Genomic DNA, 21,539 nt, shown 5'->3' on the forward strand with positions numbered 1-21,539 from the left:
CCCTGCCGGCCAACAGCGCCAAAGGGGGCTCTGTCAGGCGAGTCGCTGCTTTTGCCGGGCCAGGTGCGGGCCGGAGGCCGTCCGGGCTGCGTACATGCGGTAGCCCACTGTCAGAAGCCCGAACCAGATGGGGGCCACATACAACGCGATGCGGGTGCTCGCGTCCAGCGCGAGGCACCCCAGGACCACCAGCAGAAACGCCAGCACAAACCAGTTCGTGAACGGCGCTCCGGGCATGCGGTACGAGACGGCTGCGGCTTGGCCTTGCCGGACGGCACGGCGGTAGCGCAGATGGGCATAGACGATGATGCCCCAGGTCCATACCGCACCAATGGTGGCAATGCTGGTCACGTAGATGAACGCCTCCTCCGGCACCAGGTAGTTGAGCACCACACCCACCAGCATGAACGCAGCCGAGAGCACGATGCCGGCAGCCGGTACATGGCGTGAGTTGACTCTGCCGAGACGCGCCGGCGCCTGCTTGAACTGGGCCAGCGTGTAGAGCATGCGCCCCGTGCTGAAAATGCCGCTGTTGCATGACGACGCGGCCGCCGTGATGACCACGAAATTGATGATGCCGGCCGCAGCGGGAACACCCAGCTTCTCGAAGACATGGACGAAGGGACTCATGTCCGGGCTGAGTTCATTCCATGGCACCAGCGACATGATGACGATCAGGGCGCCGACGTAGAAGATAAGGATGCGATAGACGATGCTGTTGGTGGCGCGGGGCAGCACTTTCTCGGGTGCCTCGGCCTCCCCGGCAGTGACGCCGATCAGCTCGACACCGGTGTAGGCAAAGCAGGCTATCTGCAAGGTGAACACCACGCCGACCATGCCCATGGGCGCAAAGCCGCCATGCGACCAGAGGTTGGAGAAACTGGCGGTCTGACCCAGAGGCCCCCAGCCGGTCATGATGATGGCCACTCCCAGCACCAGGGTCGCGACGATGGTGACGACCTTGATCAGGGCGAACCAGAACTCCAGCTCACCGAAGACCTTGACTGCGATAAGGTTCACTCCCAGCAGCACGGCCAGCGTGGCAAGTGCCGGAACCCATTGCGGTATCGCGGGAAACCAGTAGTGAGCATAGATGCCGATGGCCGTCAGTTCCGCCATGCCCGTGACCACCCAGGTGAACCAGTAGGTCCAGCCAGTGACAAAGCCCGCCCAGGGGCTCACATAGGTCTCGGCATACGTGGCAAAGGAGCCCGCCACAGGGCGGTGCACCAGCAACTCGCCCAAGGCACGCATGATGAAGAAGATGGCCAGTCCGGCGATGGCATAGCTGACCAGCAGCAGCGGCCCCGCCTTGTGAATGGCCTTGGCGGAACCAAGGAACAGGCCCACGCCGATGGCGCCCCCGAGGGCAATCAGCTGGATATGCCTGTCCTTGAGCCCGCGCTCAAGTTCTCCTTGGGTGTGAGGCAGCCCTCCGGCTGCCGTGCAGTCTGTGCGATCCATGTTGGTTGTCTCCGTTTTTGTGATGCACGCGGCAACAGTCACCCCGCACGGGGCGCAATGGCTGCCGCGATCGGTTGATGATGGAAAAAGCCAGTACCCTGAACTTATGCGCTGGCGTGCGCGAGGGGTGCGGGCCGCGGCCTCGCGGTGGTGCCGCCCATGGACTGCTGGACGATGTCGCCGATCATGTCTGCGGTGACTGCAGACAGGGTCCAGCCCAGGTGGCCGTGGCCGGTGTTGTAGAAGACGCAGGGCTTGCTGCCCCGCCCAACGCGCGGCAGCATGTCCGGCATCATGGGACGCAGGCCGGCCCAGGGCACGACGCTGCGGGTGCTGACGCCCGGAAAGCAGGCCTGCACCCAATCGATGAGCGGGCGGATGCGGTCGGCACGGATGTCCTTGTTGTAGCCGTTGAACTCGGCCGTGCCGGCCACGCGGAAGCGATCATCGCCCAGGCGGCTGGTGACTAGCTTGGTCTCGTCGTCCAGGAGGCTCACGACCGGCGCGGATGCCCGGCTGGTTTCGTCGAGCAAGTTGACCGTGATCGAGTAGCCCTTGACCGGATAGATATTGACATGGTCGCCCAGACTGGCGGCCAGCTCGCGGCTCGCCGTACCGGCGCATACCACGATGCCGTCGAAAGAGGTCGTGGCGGTTTCCTTTCCATGGCGCACGGTCACGCTGGCCTGCCTGCCGTTGCTTGCCACGGAAAGAATCTCCTGCCCGTACAGGCAGCTCACGCCCAGGCGATCACACGCGGCAGCCAGGCCGCTGGTGAACTTGTGGATGTCGCCGGTCGAATCACTCTCCGTGAAGTAACCGCCATAGAAGGTGCCGGACAGGGTCGGCTCGATGGACCGCATTTCCTGCGGGGTCACTGCACGCCGCTCCAGTCCGCCCTGAGCCAGCAGCTTCGAGACCTTGCCGGCATGCTCGAAGCCCGCCTGGTCGCGGTAGATATGAAGAATGCCCTCTTTCTTCAGGTCGAAACCGATGCCTTCCTGTTCAGCCCAGGAAAAGAGGTGCTCACGCGCTGCAATGGCCAGCCTGGCCGTCTCCACGGTGTTCTTCTGGTAGTGCGGAATGGCCGAGAGAAACTCGACAAACCACGTGAGCTTGTGCCAGCTCGGCTTGGGGTTGAGCAACAGCGGTGCATCGCTCTTGAGCATCCACTTGAGGCCCTTGAGGATGGTGGACCAATGGGTCCATACCTCGGCGTTCGATGCCGAGAGTTGTCCGCCGTTGGCAAACGATGTCTCCATGGCGGCGTAGCGCTGCTTCTCGAACAAGGTGACGGAAAACCCGCGCCTGGCCAGGGCATAGGCCGTGGTCACGCCCGTGATGCCGCCTCCGATAACGGCGATTGTCTTCATGATGATCCAGCTCCAGATACGTCAAAGGGATGGAGCCCGTGCGCACCATGCGCATCGGACGCCCCCTCTGTTCTGGACCTGAGAGATTCACGAGGTATCGCACGAAGCGGTACTCGCTTGCTCCTTCGGTATGCCTGGCGGACGATGGCGCCGGACATTCTTCAGAGTGGTGAAACAAGTGATGCCGATCCTTTTGCCTGAGAGTTTCCGGGGCGGTTGCTCCTTCGGCGCTGCATGCGGCACATACGTAGATCGTGCGCTGCAGTCTCTCTCGACATCACTGGGCTGAAAGCCTGAAGGGCGACTATAGGGACATCGCCACGTCTTGGATATACGGGTTTCTACAGGGCTGTGTCAGTGAGCCCGTTCTCCCTTGCGCTGCAAACATCCACCAGGACCACAAACACTTCAAGCCCTAAGTCCCCATTGTCGCAAGGCCACTGAACAATCAACGAGACTTGACCATGACTCGGAGACGACATAACGTCCCGAATCCGGACCAACACCCAACGACCTTATCCCGAAGTCTGACCATGCCATACCCGATCCACCATCAGGAAGAAGATTCCAAAGGCGCGTTCTATGTCGAAAAGCTCGGCCAACGTATTGCCGAGATGACATACAGCCGCACGAATGCCTCCATGATCATCATCGACCACACCGATGTCGACGAGTCGCTGCGTGGCGAAGGCGTAGGCCGCCAACTGCTCGACGCACTGGTCGCCTGGGCCCGCTCGAGCGGCACCAAGGTGCTGCCGCTGTGTCCCTTTGCCAAGGCGCAGTTCGGCAAGGATGCGTCGATACGCGACGTGCTGGTCTGATCAAACTGAATCGTACCGTGGGTCCGTAGGGAGCCTCTGCAAAACTCCCTAGGTATGCTGAATCAGGAATGCACTGCGCCTGCAGGGCGTGCACGCAAATGCGTAAAGCAGTCCGCCACTGCCCCACAGACGCTCCACCTTGCGACGGGCCTCAGGTAAACCGGAATCAAGCTGCAACACGAAGTGCATTGCATCGCCACAGTGGCGGCACACCGGATACCAGGGCGATTGCACCCAGGTCGGCGCCCCTCCGACGCGATACAGATACTGTCCCACTTCCCAGGGCTGGGCCGACCATCGCTCGGCGGTTCGGGCCAGCCGCATGGTACCTGGAAGCAACGGGCCGTCGACAACGTAGTCCGGTATTTCCGGCTCCGATACCGTATTGGGATGAAGGCAGGTTGCGCCCCCTCCGGCATCATGCCCGTAGTGCAGTTCACCCGCACCGCTCTCAAGGCAGGACATGCACAAGGACAGGCTGACAGCCGGTTGCGCCTTGCTCATCCATTCATCTGTCTTCACCGTACGGTTCAGCCCATTGGAACTGTTGAATACCAATGACTCCGGAAGACTGAGCAGATGGCACAGCGGACCACCACAACAGCCGCATTGCCCTCGTCCCTCGCCGCCCACGGGCCATGATGGTCCCTGCGGCACACCCCGCGCAGTAGGATGCCAATGCCTGGGAACCCAATCTTCCTTAAGTTCATAGCCTGCCGGGAACACCATGTGCAACGGCGCCGTGGAATGCAGATGCGGCTGCGGCGCTTCAAATTCATGCAGCTGGCAACCCTTGTAGACCCGATCTTCAGTCTCCCATCGCGCAAGCAGTTGACTTGCTTGCTTCAGCGATACGGCATCGCCCAGCGAAAGCAGGATGGCCATGCCGACCATGCAGGCGTTGTGATGACTCTTCTCGAAGCACTCATCGAGCAGCCTGCGAACCGCATCCGCAGTCCCCTCATCCAGCTCCTGCCAGACTCGCCAATGCAATTGCAGCGAACCATCCAGCACCGGACTCACCAGGTCGAGAACGTGGGGACGCAACGTTTGCGGCTGCTGCCAGCTTGCCTGCATCAAAAGGGTTTCATGCAGCGGGAGCGCCTTGTCCAGCGAAGCGCCATCGCGCAGGGCGGCAAGCGCCTCAGGAAGTGCCTCATTCACCAACTCACCCCATGCCGCATCCGGCAGCTTCGCCAGGGCCAGTTCAAACCAGATTTGCGGTGACAGACGCTGCGCCATGGCACAGGAAAGGGCGCGTTGCAGATCGGCTTCCTTTGCTTGCTCTACCCAGAAAAACCAGTCCTGCACCTTGACACTGGCGTGCTCAGGAGACGGGGACGAACGCGCCGATCGAAACTGCGATAAAAATACATCCATACCGTTCGAGCTCATGCGCTTCTTTCCCTCGTTTCCATCCATCGTCATGAACTTGCTTACAGGACAGTCCATCGGGACGATTCAAAGCCCTCAACATGATCCTGTTCCTTTGCCGCAAGGCTCATTCATCACCATCCAACCCCATGCTCTCGGCAAACCCTTCGGTATAGCCCAGTACCAGAGTGCGCCTCGTTGACAGCAGCTGCGCCAACTCCGCCCAGCCCTCGTGCTCCAGCACGTCACTGCCCTGGCCTTGACCATAGAGTTCACGCAATGCGGCCACCAGGCTGCCGGCCTGGTTGGCGGAAGGTGGGGCCGGACGCACGAAGCCCATGCATGATGCCCCCATCGCAAAGAAACGATAACCATGGTGTGTGGCCAGGTGGCGGATGATGGCGTGGTTCTGGAACGTGTCCCAGTCGACGCTGAAGTAGCCATTGGGCTGGCCTGCGATCATCAGGTCATCGGTGGCGACAGGCAGTCGCTGGACATAGACGACATCGTCCAGCAACTGATCGGGTGCCCGATTGATGGCCACCAGCGCCTGCACATCTTCGCCACAGACAGCCAGCGTGCCGCATACATCGGCCCAGCCCTGTGCCACGTCGGGGTTGGACAACTGCTGCACCACATGTTGCAGGCCCGCCAGCTTCCACGCTGCCACCTGCTCGGGTGCATCCCAGTTCAGTTCGTCCGGAGGGTCCAGATACAGACGCTCATCCTGCCCGGCGTGGCCGCAGGTGTAGCTGCACTGGTTGATATCGTCCAGCGTGCTCAGGTAGCGATGGCCGGGGTCGGTGGCCCCCAATGCATCCAGATGCGCCAGCAGCTCGTCAAGATTTGTGACGCCTTCCATCCACTCGCAGGCGAAATCGAAGTTGCCGCGGCGATAAGGCTGCTCATCGGTGTCGCGCCCCGATGGAGAGAAGAGTCCTGTTTTCATGGTGTGTGCTTCTGCTTCAGTGTTTCTCACCGGCCCTTGCCTTGCTTAGGGGAATCATCAATGCATGCGACACGACGCCAACCCGCTGCAGCGACTCCCGCCAGCGCAATGGAGAGCAGCATCAGCGCCCACTGCGCCAATGCGGGAACGGGCGCAGCATCTCCCCGATGGGCAATCATGTCACTCACCTGCGCCTCGCATGCACTTGCGCAGCTTCCTCCCGTGGGCGGCGTCACCACCGCCACGTTGGTAAGGGTGCCGCTGGCCGACGCTGACAGCTTGGCCGTCACCGTGTACGCCAGTTGTGAGCCCGCAGGAAAGTCCGCAATAGGCTCGCTCAGGGCCACGGCACCGCTGGCGGCAGGGCACACTGCACCGCCCGAGGCCGTGCATGTCCAGTCCCAGGTTTCAATGCCTGCGGGCACTGCATCATGGAGCACTGTGCCGCCGGCGGGCGCCTCGCCTGTGTTGGCCACCGTCACCGTATAGATGGCCGTATCGCCCGCGGCCAGCGTGCCGCCGGACCGGCTCTTGGCGACCGAGACCTGCGGCACCACCACGGGAGCCGCCGACACGGCCAGCGTGGCCTCGGCATCCCGCGCCGGTGTCAGATTCTGCGCGTTCGTTAACGCCGCTGCCGCAATGCGTTCGCTGTAACTGCCGGGCTCGACACCCCGGACCTCCACGACCGTAGTGCAACTCTGCCCCGCGGCCAATGCCACGCCCGACAGGCTCAGCGAGCCGCCTGCAGGCGCGGCCAACGTGCCTGCACAGCTGTTGCTCACCACCGTGCCCGTGAGTTGCAGGCTGGACGGCAGCGGGTGGGCATAGGCCAGATCGGTGACCACCGGTATGGCCGCTGTGGGGTCGCAGCCCTGCGGCCCTTGCAACGTAATGGACCATTGCGTGGTCTGCCCCGCAACCACGCTCGAAGGACTGAATTGCATGCTGATGCCCATGCCCGGATCCACACCGGCATTCGGTGCCGTGACCATGACGTTGTTGTTGCAGGCATCGCGCGTCGTGAAGTAGCTGCGCCCGTCCGAAGTCACCTCCGGAGCACTGAAATTGCCATTGTTGGGCAGGCCGTTGACCAGAACATTGCTGCCCTGGGGTCCATAGATGCGTACCGGTGCAGCCCAGCTGGCGCCCCCATCGGAGGACTCCACGTACCACAGGTCCTTCTCCATGGCCGCCGTGGTGTTGTAGTCCGCAAAGTTGTAGTAGGTGCCCAGCACGCCTCCCCTGCGCAACGTGCGGCCTGCGTTGTTCACCAAGGCGCGGGTGGTCCCCGCCGGCAGTGGCGTGGTTTCCGCGAACCCGGTGCCGGCAAAGAGGTCCGCCTCCAGCGTTTGCTTGGGGGTGCCGGTGTCGGCTGCCGGACGGGGGGTCGTCGTCACGGGAGAGGCAGTCAGGTTGACTCCATAGCGCCCCAGATTCCCGCCACGGGCCCCCGGCAAGGCGCCCGCCTGCGGCACATGCCGCAGGTAGATGAAGGAGTCCTCCATGCCGAAAACACCCACATGGAAGCGGCCCGGCGCCGTGCTGGTTCCGCACAACGTGGAAGGCAGCGGCCCGATCGGAGTCACCGACAAATTGTTCGGATCGGTGCCGATACGCCAGAGGCTGGTGTTGTAGCTGAACCAGTTCTGCCCGGCCTGTTGCTGGTGCCAGACGGCCATCAGCCATTGGCCGTCCACCTGCGACACCCGCACGAAGGTGGCGATGGGTTCTGTGGCAGGCACGCTGCTCACCCCACACGCCAGGTTCCAGTAATTGGCCGGCGGCTGCACCGTGCCTTGTCTCACGAAGGCGATGCCGTCCGTGGAGGTGGCATGGACCACCTGGCTGAGGCCGACGTTGGCGCCGCCGAAAAGCCACATGTGGTAGAGACCATCCGAGGCGCGCACCACGGTATTGCGCAACCCGCTGCCGGGGGTCTTTGTGCCCAGCGGAACACCATCGAGGGTCACTGGCACCGTTCTGACCGGGAAGACGGCGGGCGCGCTCTGCACAGCGGCCGATGCCGCCAGCAAGGCCGCTGCAATCAAGCCCATTCCCACCCGACGGCGCTGCTTCGTTGGCTGGTACACGCCCACCATGCGGGCAAAGGTATGAATCGGCATGCGTTTCTCCTGGCAGGGCATGTCATCGCAGACCATGCGTCCATCGAGCGTTGCGCTCCTTGAACGGTCATCTTGCTCTTTGGGAATCATAACGTCGCAAGCCAGCGCAGCTCATCCTGCCACTGCCGCTACCGCGCGCATCCGCAACGCCCCTATACACTACCAATTGTTTCCAAATAGATCTGCCTGTAATTTGCTTGCACAGGCACGCCCTGCCCGGCTTCACGACACCGGCATCCCATCCAACCAAGGAATATCGATGTCACTGGTTCGTTCATTTTCCGCCCGGTTTTCGCGGGACAGGCTGCCTGTCACGTTGGCTGCAGCGTCCCTCTGGACAGGTGCCTCGCAGGCCCAGACCATCACCACATCGCCTATCACCACCCTGCCCATGGCGGCGACTCCCGTGCCATTCGGCCAGCCGCTGACGTGGTGGCTCCTGACGCTGGCACTGTGCGCGGGAGCGGTGTGGCTGCTCAAACGCATGAACGTGTCGATGGGCACGCTACGGCAGATTGCGCTCGGTGGATGCGCGCTCGCGTTGGTGGGCACCGTGTTCTGGGGCAATGCCGTCCTCGCGCAACTGCAATGGGTTGAACGGCAATTCACCCAGCCCGGCGGAGAAACGCTAGGCATCCCCGTGCAACCAGTGGAGACGGAGGGCGTGATCACTGGGTTCGTGCCCGTGGAATTCACCAATGCGACCGCACTGCCGATGCGCATCAAGGACATCACCATGCCCACATGGTCGGTCTGTTTCCCCGCTGGCATACCGAGCTCGCCGGCCACCTCCGTGGCAACGCCCTCCAGCACGCCTTGCGCCGTAGGCCGCGAGCTTGCCGCGGGCCAGGCCTGCTGGGTCGATACCGCCGCCCTGTGCATGGCCACGGCTGCGGAGCTGCAAGGGGCTTTTCCTTCGGAGCTGGCTGCGGATGCCGCCACCATCAATGAAGGCACGACCGCCACCGGCAATGTGCTCACCAATGATGCAGACGCCGACGGCCCTCTGCTCGTGGCAAGCTATGTGTTTGGCGGTGCACGCTACCCGGCCGGCCAGAGTGCGACCATCGCCAGCCTGGGCGAGATGTCGCTGCAAGCCAATGGCGACTACCAGTTTCATGCAGCGACACCATTTCCAGCCGCCAGCACGGCCATCACCTACGCCACGCACACCGGCGCGGTGGCCGTGCTGACCATCCAAGTCAACCGCGCTCCCGTGGCCATGAATGACGCGATGCCCACGGACGAGAGCACCGCCGTGAGTATCGCGGTGCTGGGCAACGACACCGATCCGGACAACGACGCGCTGCACATCGCGAACCACACGCAGGGCCAGAGTGGCAGCGTCGTCATGAACGGCACGGACCAACTGATCTATACCCCGAACGCCGGTTATACCGGCAATGACAGCTTTGACTACACAGTGAGCGACGGCACGCTATCCGCCACCGCCAAGGTCACCGTGACCGTGCATCCCGTCGTCGGCGTGCCGGTCTGCGGTAACGGAATCCTCGACGCTGGCGAACAATGCGATGATGGCAATACGTCCCCGGGCGATGGCTGCAGCGCCGCCTGCACGGTGGAAACCAGCGCGCTCCGCCTCCCTGCAGCAGCGTCGGCATCCTTGTTTGCACGGCCAATCCCGCGCCCACGCATTCAGTTGCTGCCCCAGCCCTGAGCTCGAGCGATTTCAAACAAAGCAAGCAAAAAGGAACGGCATGATCCTGGATAGACGTCAGTTTGCCTTGATGGCCGGAGCCGGCGTGGCTGAAGCTGCCAGATCACAGACTCCCACTCCCGCGCCCGGGCAAGCAGCAAGCGCCGCCATGCAGAACACCCATGCCCTGTCGTTTCCCAAAGGCTTTCGTTGGGGCGTAGCCACAGCCGCCTACCAGATAGAGGGCGCAGCCAACGCGGACGGAAAGGGCCCATCCATCTGGGATGTCTACGCCCACACGCCAGGCAAGATGGCCAACGGAGACACGGGTGATGTCGCCATCGACCACTACCACCGCTACCGGGAAGACATCCAGACCATTCGCGGGCTGGGTGCGAATGCCTACCGCTTTTCGATCTCCTGGCCTCGCATCTTCCCGAACGGCACAGGCAAGGTGAATGAGGCGGGAATGGACTTCTACTCGCGCCTTGTCGACGCCCAGCTCGAAGCAGGCATCGAGCCGTTCGTCACGCTCTACCACTGGGATCTGCCGCAAGCCCTCCAGGACAAGGGCGGGTGGCAGTCGCGCGATACCGCCAGAGCCTTTGCCGACTATGCCGCGGCCGTGGCCGTTCGCCTGGGGGATCGGGTCAAGCATTTCTTCACGCTCAATGAACTGCAGAACTTCGTGGACATGGGCCATCAGGGCACGTCCATCGTCGTGCAGGGACGAGAGCAGCGCATCGAGCTTGCACCGGGCCTCAAGCTCTCCACGCGCGATCTCAACCAGGTAGCCCACCACGCTGTCCTGGCCCATGGCCTGAGCGTGCAGGCCATGCGTGCAGCCGGGCCCGGGAATCTGCAGATCGGACCCGCGGATGTATTGTTCGCGGCGGTGCCCGTCAGCGACACGCCTGCCAACGTGCGCGCGGCGGAGCGCGCGACAAGAACCTACAACGACCGGTTTCTGGACGTCATGCTCACGGGCCGGTACGACGATGCCTACCTGGCCAAGGCGGGTCCGGACGCGCCCCGCTTCACCGATGAGGACATGCGTGCCATCGGCAGCCCGCTCGACTTCGTCGGCGTGAATATCTACGTTCCCAAGAACTACGTCGAGGCGGCCGACAACGCGTCAGGCTTCCGGGAAATTCCCACCTCGCTGTCGCATCCCCGCATGGGATCGCGCTGGCACAGTTTCTCCCCCGAGGTCATGTACTGGGGGCCCAGGCTGGTCAACTCCATCTGGAAGCCCAAGGCAATCTATGTCACCGAGAATGGCTGCGCGGCCGACGATGCCATGACACCGGAGGGCAGAGTCCTCGACACCGATCGGCTCATGTACCTGCGCGCAGTCATGACCAACCTGCACCGTGCCATCGCCGAAGGCGCGCCAGTCCGAGGCAACTTTGCCTGGAGCGCTTTCGACAACCTGGAATGGACGGGAGGGTACGGGGTTCGCTTCGGGCTGGTACACGTCGACTTCGCAACGCAAAGGCGCACGCCCAAGCTGAGCGCCGATTGGTACCGCAGGGCAGCAGAGATGAATGGCGTGGCGTAAGCCGCGATACCCTGGCGGGACTGCCGCCAGCAGCAGTCACTGCTGCTCGTACCAGCCCCGCGTTCGATTCACCACCCGCACTACCAGCAGCATGACCGGGACTTCGATCAAGACGCCCACAACGGTTGCCAATGCGGCTCCGGACTGCAGGCCGAACAGGCTGATGGCGGCGGCCACCGCCAGCTCGAAGAAATTGGAAGCACCGATCAGCGCCGACGGGCAGGCCACGCTATGTTTCTCGCCCACCGCGCGGTTGAGCCAGTAGGCAAGGGCCGAATTGAAGAACACCTGGATCAGGATCGGGACAGCCAGCAGCGCGATCACGAGCGGCTGTTCAAGGATGGCATGGCCCTGAAAGGCAAACAGCAGAACCAGGGTCGCCAGCAACGCCACCATGGACCAGGGGCCGATCATCGCAAGTGCCCGGTCAAAGGCTGCGGGGCCTCTGGCCAACCATCTGCGGCGCAGCCACTGCGCCAATATCACCGGCACCACGATGTAGAGCAGCACCGACACCAGCAGCGTCGCCCATGGCACCGTGATGGCCGACAGGCCCAACAGCAGGCCGACCAGCGGCGCGAACGCCACGATCATGATGGCGTCGTTGAGCGCCACCTGCGAGAGCGTGAACAAGGGGTCTCCACCCGTGAGACGGCTCCAGACAAACACCATGGCCGTGCAGGGCGCAGCCGCCAGGAGAATCAGCCCCGCGATGTAGCTGTCGATCTGCTCGGCCGGCAACCAGGGAGCGAACCACTGGCGAATGAACAGCCAGCCCAAGAGGGCCATGGAGAACGGCTTCACCAGCCAGTTCACGAACAGCGTGATGCCGATGCCCTTCATGTGCTGGCGCACCTCGCCGAGCGCACCAAAGTCCACCTTGATCAGCATGGGGATGATCATCACCCAGATCAGCAGGCCCACCGGTAGATTGACCTGTGCGATCTCCATGGCACCGACGGCCTGGAACAGGCTGGGGAACCAATGGCCCAAGGCAATACCCGCGATGATGCACAGGAACACCCAGACCGTGAGATAGCGCTCGAAAAGGCTCATGGAAGAACTGCCAGTGTCTGGCAAGGCGGCATTGCAGGTGGCGGTCATGGCGTCAGGGTATGGAGAGTTCGCGTGCGGTGCTTTGCAGGACGGACGGACGGAGCTTGTCCGCGGGCAGGTTCACCAGCAACGCCAGGCGGCGGCGCATCTGGAGCATGGTCTGCCGGAAGGCTTCGAGCTTCACGTCCTGCGGCGCATCACCTTCCGATGGATCGGCATACCCCCAATGGGCCGTGACCGGATGGCCCGGCCAGATGGGGCACATCTCGCCCTTGGCGTTGTCGCACACGGTAATCACCAGATCCATGCGCGGCGCTTGCGGGCCCGCAAACTCATCCCAGCTCTTGCTGCGCAGGCCGTCGATCGGCACGCCTGCATGCTGCAATACCTCCAGGCCCAACGGGTTGGGTTGCTGGTTGCCGCGCGGGCTGCTGCCCGCGGAATAGGCCCTGAAGCGGCCTTGCCCCATGTGATTGAGCAGGGCCTCGGCCAGGATGCTGCGTGCCGAATTGTGGGTGCACAGGAACAGCACGTTCAGTGTTTGTGAGGTGTCGGTCATAGGGGGTGAGCGTGAAGGAGTTGCACCGCGCACGCGCTCAGCAACTACAGGAGATGGAAGAGGCGGGGCTGCAGGGCGCGCCCTGGCAGCAGTTTTCGGTGAGATAGCCCAGCAGCGAATTCATGGCGTCGAACGACGCGCGATAGACCAGGTTGCGGCCCTGGCGCTCCTGCGTGATCAGTTCCGCATGGGTCAGTTCCTTGAGGTGAAACGACAAGGTATTGGCCGCAATGCCCAATTGCTCCGACAAGGCGCCGGGCGTCAGGCCTTCGGATCCTGCCACCACCAGCGCACGAAAGGCTCTCAAGCGAGCCTCCTGGGCAAGTGCCGCCAGGGAACGGATGACTTGTGTTTCTTGCATGCTTCAATATTTCAACGTTTATTGAAATATAAGATCAAAATCCGTGTTGCGCAAGTACCGAAATGGCGGCTGCCGTCGCAGCACTGCATAGCAGTGGGAGGAGGGATTGACGGCAGCCTGGAGGCTTTGTACGGTCATCTTGAAGCGCAAAATCCCACCTGTGAAGGCGGGCTGCGTGGGCCCAGCCGCGCCATGACCAGCAGCCGCTGCCGGTCTTTCATACAAACCACCATGAACAGGAGACAACGCCATGATCGCCGTGATCTTCGAAGTGACGCCGCAATCCGGCCATACGCAGACTTACCTGGATATCGCAGCAGCTCTTCGGCCCCGGCTGGACCACATCGACGGCTTCATCTCCATCGAACGGTTCCAAAGCCTGAGCGATCCGTCCAAGCTGCTGTCGCTGTCCTTCTGGCGCGACGAAGCGGCCGTGGCGCAATGGAGAAACACAGAGGAGCACCGCGCTGCACAGGGTGCGGGGCGAAGTGGCGTCTTTCGCGACTACCGTCTGCGCATCGCCGCCGTGATGCGGGACTATGGCCTCACGGAGCGCGAGCAAGCACCGGATGACAGCCGACGCATTCACGGGTGAACCGCCCCTGGGCATCACCACCTGCCGACTACGCAGCCGTCGTGCCAGGTCCTGGCGGCGACCCTATCAGCGCCTTGTTCAACGGAGAGACCGGGCGAAGCCTGGCCTCCGTGCGCATCAGGTATTGACTCCGCGCCTGCGCAGGCGCGCCCCTCCCAGCAGGGCAAGCAGGGAAGACAGCGCAATGCCCCCCCACTCCCCCAGCGTCGGCACCGGTGTCGCGCCGCCCGGGCCAGGAGGCGTTCCGGGCTTGACGACGACCTGCGCACCCACCTCCACACAGGCCAGTGGAGACTGGCTGTCGCAAAGCTGATAGGCCATCGAGTACGAACCCGCAGGCACGGAGGCGGCAACCATCACCGCACCGGTTGCCGAGTCAAGCGAGATACCATTGGGCCAATTACCCACAGGGGACACCACCGCATTGCCGCCCGAACCGACGGTACCGGGAACCCCATTGACGCCATCGTTGGCCGCCACATTGCCGATCGCCGCGGATGCGGTGCCCGCAATGGACTGGCCGCTGTCCGGCAGCGGATCGAAATTGGACCACTTACCGGGGTTCACGTTCAGGAAAAATGCGGTCACCTGCGTACCCGGTGCCGCCGATGCATTGCCACAGAAATCACCCATGGCAGCGACCACCTGGGTGCAAGGGATCTGATTCGTAATGCCCTCTCCCGCCTGCCCCTGGGAGCCAAGAAGGAAGAGCGAATCCATCTTCTGTCCCACGGCATGAGGCGGCTTGGGCGCCCAGGGCCAGAACATGTAGTCGACGATGTTTCCGAGACTGTCGGTGCTGACGGAAGCCCCGCTGGTTTCGCCGAGCGCCGGATCGCCCCCCGATATCGTCGGCACAAGGGCGCTATTGCCGTCCGCGTAGCTCAGCAGGCCGTCATTGAACTTCCAGCCATTCATCAGGTTCAGCCCCGTGGGGCCGATGTTCTTGAGCGTCCCCAGGTTGGCCGGCAGGCGCGCATTCGTCGTGAAACTTCCGGTCACCCGCATGGCGGGACCATAGGGGGCTGGTGCAGGCCCGCTCACGGGTGTCGCTGTGCCGTCGTAGTAACCCACCGAGGTATACGGCTGCCCCACATAGAGATAGGTCGTCGCACAGGCGCTTGAGGCCATCAGCGAGCCCAGTACGCCTGCCACGATGCCCGGCAACCCCAGGCGTGCCGGGGATGTGTTCCAGATTCCTCTCATTTCATCACCTTTTCATTTCAATTTATCAAAACTATTGAAACAAAAGCATAAGCACTTGATTAATTAATCAATGGAGGGAAAACACTAACAAAGTTTTATGTTAATGATTATTTTCAATCTCACAGGGAATCAGAAACCGAAAGGAAAAAACCTGCCTGCATACCGAATCCCTGGACGCCCATCGCAAGCTATGGCTGTATCACTCTCACAACATTAGTCAAATGAAAACAATGACAATAAATTAATATAGTTAGACTATGAAAAACAAATCACCTCTCCTGTCCCTCCTCCGCGCCGGCATCCGGCCGCGCCCGGCCATGGGCCGCCCGCTGCACATCAGCCTGTGCGCGCTGGGGCTCTCCGCTGGCGCTGCGGTATGGGGACAGTCACTGAGCGTTCCTGCCAACTCCACCCAAACCCTGACCTCCAGCAGTTCTTACAACGATGCGAGCACGGTCGACGGCGTCCTCAACGTGGGAGATGGAACGCAGGCGGCAGGCGCTGTCGTGGCGGAGTTCAACGGTGCAGCAACCATCAACAGCGGCGGCACGGAGAACATTGCGACAGACGGCGTCCACAGAACGTATGTCACTGCCACCAACCATGGCGTGCTGACCAACAACGGGAGGTTCGAAGTCGCCTACTCGCTCGGAGGCATAGACGACAGCGCGCTCGTGATGGATAACACCGGTGCGTTCATCAACACCCCCGGCAGTAGTGTGTTATTGGGATCCGCATCCACAGCCGGACGTCGTGCCGTCAACACGGGCACCATGACCAACATGGGCCATCTTGAAGCCCGACATCTCGGCTATTCGATGGAATGGGTTCGCATCGACAACAACGGCACGTTCATCCTGTCACCCGGCGGAGTCCTGTATGCCGGATCAATCGATCCATATCACTTCGTCAACGGTGCTGCGGGCTCTTCGCCCGGTACTCTGGTTGTGCAGGCCACCGACGACCATGGAGTCATCCTGGGGCGTTTTGAAAACAGCAGCGGCAGCGTGGTGCGCTTCGATCCCGCTGCAGGCACCGTTCAATCATTGGGAACCCATACCGGGTTTGCCGGTAATGCGCGCTTCGTGGGGGCCGGGGAGTACCAGAAGACCTCCTCCGGCACCACGGTCATCTATGGTATCGACTACACCGGGCCGACCGTTGTCAAGGAAGGCGCGCTCGTAGTCAACGGCAGCAATGCGAGCTCGGCCAGCACCACGGTCGAGCGCGGCGCTACCCTGAGCGGAAGCGGTTGGGTGAGTGCAGTCACCGTGCAAGGCGCGGGTACGCTGGCACCGGGCAATTCACTGGTCCCCAACAGCGTGGGCACGCTGACCGTGCAGGGTTCTGCCGACCTGCAGGCCACCTCCGTCGCGCAGTTCGAACTGGGCGCTCCCACGGCCGCGGAACCCACCGCCGGCGCCGCCGTGACGGCCGGTGATCTGGTCGTGGTCAATGGTGATCTCCAGATGAACGGCACCCTCCAGGTGAAGGCGCTGCCGGGCATGGCCCCGGGCGCATACAGGATCTTCAGCTACACCGGAGCTTTGACCAACGGCGCAAGCCTGGACATCCGCGAGATGCGGGCGCAAGGCCTGACCGCGCAGATCGACGTCTCGGTACCGGGGGAGGTGTGGCTCGCGACAAAGAAGCTGCTGCCGCAGACCATCACCTTCACCAGCCAGGCCCCCACGGCCGCCGCGGTGGGCGGAGCTGCCTATCAAGCGGGCGCCAACGCCGACTCGGGTCTGCCAGTCACCCTGACCAGTACCACCCCTCAGGTCTGCACCGTCCAGGGCCGCGTGGTGACGTTTGTGGGGGCAGGGACCTGTGTCCTGGCGGCCGACCAGCCGGGCGACAGCACCTATCTGGCTGCCGAGCAGGTCACACAATCATTCGCCGTTGCCAACGCACCGACGCCAACACCCTTCCCTGCCGGAACGCCCACGCCCGTGCCGACCTTGGGTCAATGGGCGCTGATGCTGCTGTCCGCCCTCCTGGCGGGGTTGGCCGCCGCCGGCTTGCGCCGTCCGCATGTGGGTCGATGATCGGCGAGGGAGCGCTGGCGGGGTCCTCAAGCTTGCCGCCAGCCCCCATCCTGGAATGCGTTGCGGCATGTCGATACGGGCCAAGAATGCCCAATAGCCGATACTGGGCAGGTTCATCACCAACGATCTGACCTGACCCAACACGACTTCCAGACATGCGCAGGATCCGCCATCTCACCGACCGGCATCGAGCCCCCTCCACCAACATGGCGCTGGGCCTGTTCCTCGCCTTCAATGCCGGCGCCGTCAACGCGGGGGATTTCTCGTGCTGCGCATGTACACCTCGCACATGACCGGATTCGCGTCGCAACTGGCGGACGGAGCGGTGCTCGGAAACGGGAAGCTGCTGCTCAATGCATGCGGCGCCATCATCGCCTTCACGGTTGGCGCGGCCGCATGCTCCATCCTGGTGAACTGGGCACGCCAGCACCGGCTTCACAGCGTCTATGCCATGCCGCTGATGCTGGAGGCCTTGATGATGCTGCCCTTCGGGCTCGTGGGCGCGGCCACGCTCACCTGGAACACGCCTTTCGCGGTGCCGCTGACGGTGCTCTTGCTGTCCTTCATGATGGGACTGCAGAATGCCGTCGGCTCCAAGACGTCGGGAGGCAGCACGCGCACGACCCACATGACCGGCAACATCACCGACCTGGGCATGGAGCTTGGCAAGATGCTCTTCCTGGCCCGCGCCGCACGCCCCGACGAGCCGCCGGTTCAGCACAACTGGCGGCGTCTCCGGCTCTCGGCAGGCCTGCTCGGCATGTTCGTGCTGGGCGGCGTTGCGGGGGCACTCGGTTTCAAGTACTTCGGCTTCATCTGCGTCGTCCCGCTCGCCGCGCTGCTGCTGATGCTGTCGGTGCCGCCCCTGTGGCGCGATGCGGCCCAGCTCAAGGGCATGTTGAAGTGGAGCGGCAGGTAGGGCGCGCAGGCCCTGGGCTCGCCATCACGCCTGTCCGCAAGGTCGTGCGGTGGTCTCCAGGCTTACTTGGTCGTGTAGCCGCCGTTGATCAGGATGGTCTGGCCGGTGACCCACCAGCCGTCGCTCACCAGGTGGCGAATGAAGGGAACCACATCCTCGATGTCGGTGAGCCCGGTCTGGCTGAAGGAAGAGAGTGCCGCGGCGCTCTTGTGATAGGCCTGCGCGTCGGCGCTTTCCTGGCCGTAGAAGAAGGGCGTGTCCATGGGGCCGGGGCCGACGGCGGTGACCGAGATGCCGCGCACGCCCAGTTCCTTGGCCGCCGCACGCGTGTAGTGCTCGACCGGTGCCTTGGTGCCCGCATAGGACGAATAGAACGGCGTGAACGCGCCCAGCAGCGACGTGACCAGCGTGCAAACCTTGCCGCCGTCGTTCACATGCCTGCCCGCTTCCTTCAGGAAGAAGAAGGCGGCCTTGTTGTTGACGGCGTCCATCTCGTCGAATTCGGCTTCGCTGATCTCGCCCATCGGCTTCTTCAGCACCTTGCCGACGGTATTGATGGCAATGTCGGGACGGCCCACCGCGGCCACGGCATCCGCGAACATCTTTTCCATGGCGACGGCCGTGGTCAGGTCGCCCTGCAGGGCCACGGCCTGCGCGCCCAGTTGCTGCACGGCAGCCACGGTCTTGTCGGCCTCGGCCTTGCTGGCCGCACTGTTGTAGTGAATGGCAACGGCCTTCGCGCCGTGGCGCGCGAGGTCGGTGGCCAGCAGGCCACCCAGGTTCTTGGCGCCGCCTGCGATCAATACGGTCTTGCCTTGGATGCTGTGCCTGGAGGGCGAAGTGGAAGACATGGACAACTCCTGTTCATTGAACAAATGAATGAAGTTGCTTAGCGTAATTAATCAGAAAACAAAGATAAATATAGAATTTATTGCATATCTATTCAGAATTCATTACCAATAACTCACCATGGATCGTGTCGATCTGCTTCGGATCTTCCTGCGCGTGGCGGCCACGGGCAGCTTCTCGCAGGCCGCGGACCAGCTGTCCATGCCCCGGCCCACCGTCTCGCTGGCCGTGCAGCAGCTGGAGGCGCGCCTGGGTGCCCGCCTGCTGCACCGGACCACCCGCAAGGTGAGCCTGACTCCCGACGGCCAGGCACTGGTCGAGCGGGCCAGCCCGCTGGTCGACGACATGCTCGAGCTTGAGCAGCGCTTTCGCACCCCGCCCCAGGCGATTGCGGGACGCCTGCGCATCGATGTTCCGAGCCGCATCGCACGCATCGTGATCGCGCCGGCCCTGCCCGGTCTGCTGGCGCGCCATCCCGCTCTCCGGATCGACCTGGGCTCCAGCGACCGCGCGGTCGATCTGGTGCTGGAGCAGGTCGACTGCGCGTTGCGCGTGGGACCGCTGCCCGACAGCAGCCTGATCGCCCGGCGGCTCGGCTCCATGCCCCTGATCAACTGCGCAAGCCCCGATTACCTGGCCCGGCATGGCGTTCCCCATGGCCCCGATGACCTGGGACGGCACCAGGCGGTGCACTACAACTCACCGACCACGGGCCGCGCGGCGTCCTGGGAATGGATGGAGGATGGCAGTGAACGCACCTGCATGCTGGGCGGTGCCGTGGGCGTCAACAATGCGGAGAGCTACATCGCCTGCGCACTCGCGGGCCTGGGCCTGATCCAGATTCCACGCTACGACGTGCAGGCGCATCTGCAGGCAGGCGAGCTGGCGGAGGTGATGCCGGCCTATCGGCCCGCACCCATGGACGTGCATGTGCTGTACCCGCACCGCGCTCACCTGTCTGCCAGGGTGCGGGTGTTCATCGACTGGATCGAAGTGCTGCTGCGGCAGGCCGGGGCGCTGGACGACGCAATGGGGAGCTGAGAACGCTCGCTCCAGCACCACGGCTCAGGCGCGCGACGCCATCCACGCGTTCACCCTGTCCAGGTTCTCCACATGCGAATCCAGCATGCGTGTCAGGTTGCTGGCAAGCACAGGATCGTCCGCCATGGGCAGCAACTCCCTCAGCTTCTTCGCAACCCAGCCCTGCCCCCGGTTCAGGAAGGCGAGGCGCTCGCGCACATCCGCAATCGCCATGGCCTTCTCGAAAAACTCGCCCGTGCGGGTGCTCGACTTTCCATCGAGATCGCGGATCGCATGCAACAGCATCACGCACCACTCCACCTCGTCGTGGTGCACGGATTCAACCAGCGCGCGCGTGGCGGCATCCTGCGCGGGAATATCCGCCAGTGTCTGCACCGTCACGCGAACTCCGGCGCGCTCGGCCTCGAGCAGCTCGTTGAGCCGCGCTATCAGCTCGGCATTGCGCGCACGCTCGAATTCGGGCGCATAGCAGACGGGCGAGCTCATCTCGACCCGCGGCGCATGCAGCCTGCGCCACTCGGCCCGGGCCTGCCGCATGAGGTCCCCGATGCGCTCCGCCGCCGTGGGAATGCTGTCGATATGTTCCACGCCCAGCCCCGCATACAACGCCATGGCCTCGAAATCGCCGGTCATGGAGCGCAGCGGCGAGTCCGTGCTGAACAGGTGGATGGGGCGGCCTTCCTCTTCTCCGATCACCTTGCGCGCGCCCTGCGTGTGCGGATCACCATGCTCGCCCTGCGTCACGCTGTTCCTCAACACGCGGACCGCCGCATGTGACGGCCAGTTGACATGGAAGTCCTCGGTCAGCACCGTGTCCTGCGCGCGCGCCTCGACGATGCGCTGCTTGTGATACGCGTGTGCGAACGACTCCCGGGTGGCCAGCAGCGCGGTGCCGAGCATGGCAGCCTGCGCGCCCTGCGAGAGCCATCGGGCCACCGCCTCGCCGGTGGCGATTCCGCCTGCCGCCGCCACGGGAATGTCCACCACGGCCAGCACGTCGGCCAGTATCTTTCCGAGAGGCTGGCGGCCGTACACATGCCCGCCCGCCTCCACGCCCTGCACGATGAGCGCGTGGGCGCCGGCCTCCTGAGCCTCGAGCGCCTGCGCCATGCTGCCCACCTGATGGACAACCGTGGCGCCAGCGTCGCGAAGCCGCGCGATCACGTCGCGGCGCACATCCCAGAACAGCCCGACCACAGGCACCTCCAGATCGATGCACAACTGCAGTTGCTGCTGCAGCAGGCCCGGTTCCGTGCCTGCGGGAATGAGGTTGACACCCCATCGCCGGCCTCCCACGCGCTCGCGCACCTTGCGCACTTCCGCCTCGATGAGCGCCAGCGGCTCGCGCACCATGCCGAGAAAACCGAACCCACCCGCCAGCGTGACGGCGGCCACCAGTTCCGAGCGCGCCACGCCTCCCATGCCCGCAAGAATCAGCGGGTGCTCGCACCCCAGCAGATCGCACAGCGGTGTATGCGGAAATGTGGAGGCCATATCGGATGCATCGTCTGCGGACTGAATCATGGGCTGTTTTCTTTGCTGTGCTGAGGAACCATCGATCATGGACCGCAGGAGGGGAA

General features: G+C 63.4%; 17 protein-coding genes, 1 pseudogene and 2 riboswitches. Of the genes and pseudogenes, 7 read left to right on the plus strand and 11 right to left on the minus strand.

Going from position 1 to position 21,539, the window contains the following annotated elements:
- Positions 1-33: 33 nt before the first annotated feature.
- Both H9K76_RS18005 and H9K76_RS18010 read right to left on the minus strand, forming a co-directional pair.
- Entirely contained in the window at positions 34-1,464 is a 1,431-nt protein-coding gene (locus H9K76_RS18005; protein ID WP_187596685.1) for an amino acid permease, read from the minus strand.
- A 104-nt stretch (positions 1,465-1,568) separates the two neighbouring features.
- Positions 1,569-2,837: a D-amino acid dehydrogenase gene (locus H9K76_RS18010; protein ID WP_187596686.1), complete on the minus strand. Its 1,269-nt coding sequence runs from the start codon at positions 2,835-2,837 to the stop codon at positions 1,569-1,571.
- A gap of 57 nt (positions 2,838-2,894) precedes the next feature.
- Positions 2,895-3,012, minus strand: a riboswitch (glycine riboswitch).
- A riboswitch (glycine riboswitch) is annotated at positions 3,013-3,121 on the minus strand.
- A 249-nt stretch (positions 3,122-3,370) separates the two neighbouring features.
- Here H9K76_RS18010 and H9K76_RS18015 point away from each other — a divergent pair.
- Positions 3,371-3,658, plus strand: a complete 288-nt coding sequence (locus H9K76_RS18015) for a GNAT family N-acetyltransferase (protein WP_187596687.1) — start codon at positions 3,371-3,373, stop codon at positions 3,656-3,658.
- Positions 3,659-3,706: 48 nt separating this feature from the next.
- Here the strand turns inward: H9K76_RS18015 and H9K76_RS18020 are convergent, their stop codons facing one another.
- From H9K76_RS18020 to H9K76_RS18030, 3 genes are all read right to left on the minus strand, one after another.
- Positions 3,707-5,053, minus strand: a complete 1,347-nt coding sequence (locus H9K76_RS18020; RefSeq protein WP_187596688.1) for a hypothetical protein — start codon at positions 5,051-5,053, stop codon at positions 3,707-3,709.
- A 106-nt stretch (positions 5,054-5,159) separates the two neighbouring features.
- A complete protein-coding gene (locus H9K76_RS18025; RefSeq protein ID WP_187596689.1) occupies positions 5,160-5,981 on the minus strand; it encodes a hypothetical protein in 822 nt (273 codons plus the stop codon).
- A 26-nt stretch (positions 5,982-6,007) separates the two neighbouring features.
- Positions 6,008-8,107: a DUF7933 domain-containing protein gene (locus H9K76_RS18030; protein ID WP_187596690.1), complete on the minus strand. Its 2,100-nt coding sequence runs from the start codon at positions 8,105-8,107 to the stop codon at positions 6,008-6,010.
- Positions 8,108-8,366: 259 nt separating this feature from the next.
- On the opposite strand from H9K76_RS18030, the gene H9K76_RS18035 reads away from it, so the two are divergent.
- Together H9K76_RS18035 and H9K76_RS18040 are read left to right on the plus strand one after the other, a co-directional pair.
- Positions 8,367-9,785, plus strand: coding sequence for a midcut-by-XrtH protein (locus H9K76_RS18035; RefSeq protein ID WP_187596691.1), 1,419 nt, complete (start codon positions 8,367-8,369; stop codon positions 9,783-9,785).
- Between the two features lie 148 nt (positions 9,786-9,933).
- On the plus strand, positions 9,934-11,325 hold the full coding sequence (locus H9K76_RS18040) for a GH1 family beta-glucosidase (protein ID WP_223196258.1): 1,392 nt from the start codon (positions 9,934-9,936) through the stop codon (positions 11,323-11,325).
- A gap of 36 nt (positions 11,326-11,361) precedes the next feature.
- On the opposite strand, the gene arsB is transcribed toward H9K76_RS18040, so the two are convergent.
- From arsB to H9K76_RS18055, 3 genes are read right to left on the minus strand one after another with little or no spacing between them, the layout of a single operon-like run.
- Positions 11,362-12,429, minus strand: coding sequence for an ACR3 family arsenite efflux transporter (gene arsB, locus H9K76_RS18045; RefSeq protein WP_187596693.1), 1,068 nt, complete (start codon positions 12,427-12,429; stop codon positions 11,362-11,364).
- 4 nt (positions 12,430-12,433) lie between these two features.
- Positions 12,434-12,940, minus strand: coding sequence for an arsenate reductase ArsC (locus tag H9K76_RS18050; RefSeq protein WP_187596694.1), 507 nt, complete (start codon positions 12,938-12,940; stop codon positions 12,434-12,436).
- A gap of 37 nt (positions 12,941-12,977) precedes the next feature.
- Positions 12,978-13,301 (minus strand): ArsR/SmtB family transcription factor, encoded by a 324-nt coding sequence (locus H9K76_RS18055; protein ID WP_187596695.1) that lies wholly within the window; start codon positions 13,299-13,301, stop codon positions 12,978-12,980.
- 250 nt (positions 13,302-13,551) lie between these two features.
- Here H9K76_RS18055 and H9K76_RS18060 point away from each other — a divergent pair, with 250 nt between their 5' ends.
- On the plus strand, positions 13,552-13,896 hold the full coding sequence (locus tag H9K76_RS18060; protein ID WP_187596696.1) for an antibiotic biosynthesis monooxygenase family protein: 345 nt from the start codon (positions 13,552-13,554) through the stop codon (positions 13,894-13,896).
- A gap of 117 nt (positions 13,897-14,013) precedes the next feature.
- Here H9K76_RS18060 and H9K76_RS23505 read toward each other — a convergent pair whose 3' ends face one another.
- Entirely contained in the window at positions 14,014-15,102 is a 1,089-nt protein-coding gene (locus H9K76_RS23505; RefSeq protein WP_246475115.1) for an IPTL-CTERM sorting domain-containing protein, read from the minus strand.
- A gap of 317 nt (positions 15,103-15,419) precedes the next feature.
- Here H9K76_RS23505 and H9K76_RS18070 point away from each other — a divergent pair, with 317 nt between their 5' ends.
- Complete coding sequence (locus H9K76_RS18070; protein WP_187596697.1) at positions 15,420-17,150, plus strand: IPTL-CTERM sorting domain-containing protein; 1,731 nt, start codon at positions 15,420-15,422, stop codon at positions 17,148-17,150.
- 155 nt (positions 17,151-17,305) lie between these two features.
- Positions 17,306-18,069: pseudogene (locus H9K76_RS18075) on the plus strand (YoaK family protein).
- A 62-nt stretch (positions 18,070-18,131) separates the two neighbouring features.
- On the opposite strand, the gene H9K76_RS18080 reads toward H9K76_RS18075, so the two are convergent.
- Positions 18,132-18,920 carry an SDR family oxidoreductase gene (locus H9K76_RS18080; protein ID WP_187596698.1) on the minus strand — a complete coding sequence of 263 codons (789 nt, stop codon included), beginning with the start codon at positions 18,918-18,920 and terminating at the stop codon, positions 18,132-18,134.
- 118 nt (positions 18,921-19,038) lie between these two features.
- Between H9K76_RS18080 and H9K76_RS18085 the strand changes: the two genes are divergently transcribed.
- The gene (locus H9K76_RS18085; protein WP_187596699.1) at positions 19,039-19,959 is read left to right on the plus strand and encodes a LysR family transcriptional regulator; all 921 of its coding nucleotides are present in this window, start codon (positions 19,039-19,041) and stop codon (positions 19,957-19,959) included.
- A 24-nt stretch (positions 19,960-19,983) separates the two neighbouring features.
- Here the strand turns inward: H9K76_RS18085 and H9K76_RS18090 are convergent, their stop codons facing one another.
- Positions 19,984-21,483, minus strand: a complete 1,500-nt coding sequence (locus H9K76_RS18090; RefSeq protein ID WP_187596700.1) for a nitronate monooxygenase — start codon at positions 21,481-21,483, stop codon at positions 19,984-19,986.
- Positions 21,484-21,539: the final 56 nt, after the last annotated feature.

The sequence above is a fragment of the Diaphorobacter ruginosibacter genome (assembly GCF_014395975.1).
GTDB classification, from domain to species: Bacteria; Pseudomonadota; Gammaproteobacteria; order Burkholderiales; family Burkholderiaceae_C; genus Diaphorobacter_A; species Diaphorobacter_A ruginosibacter.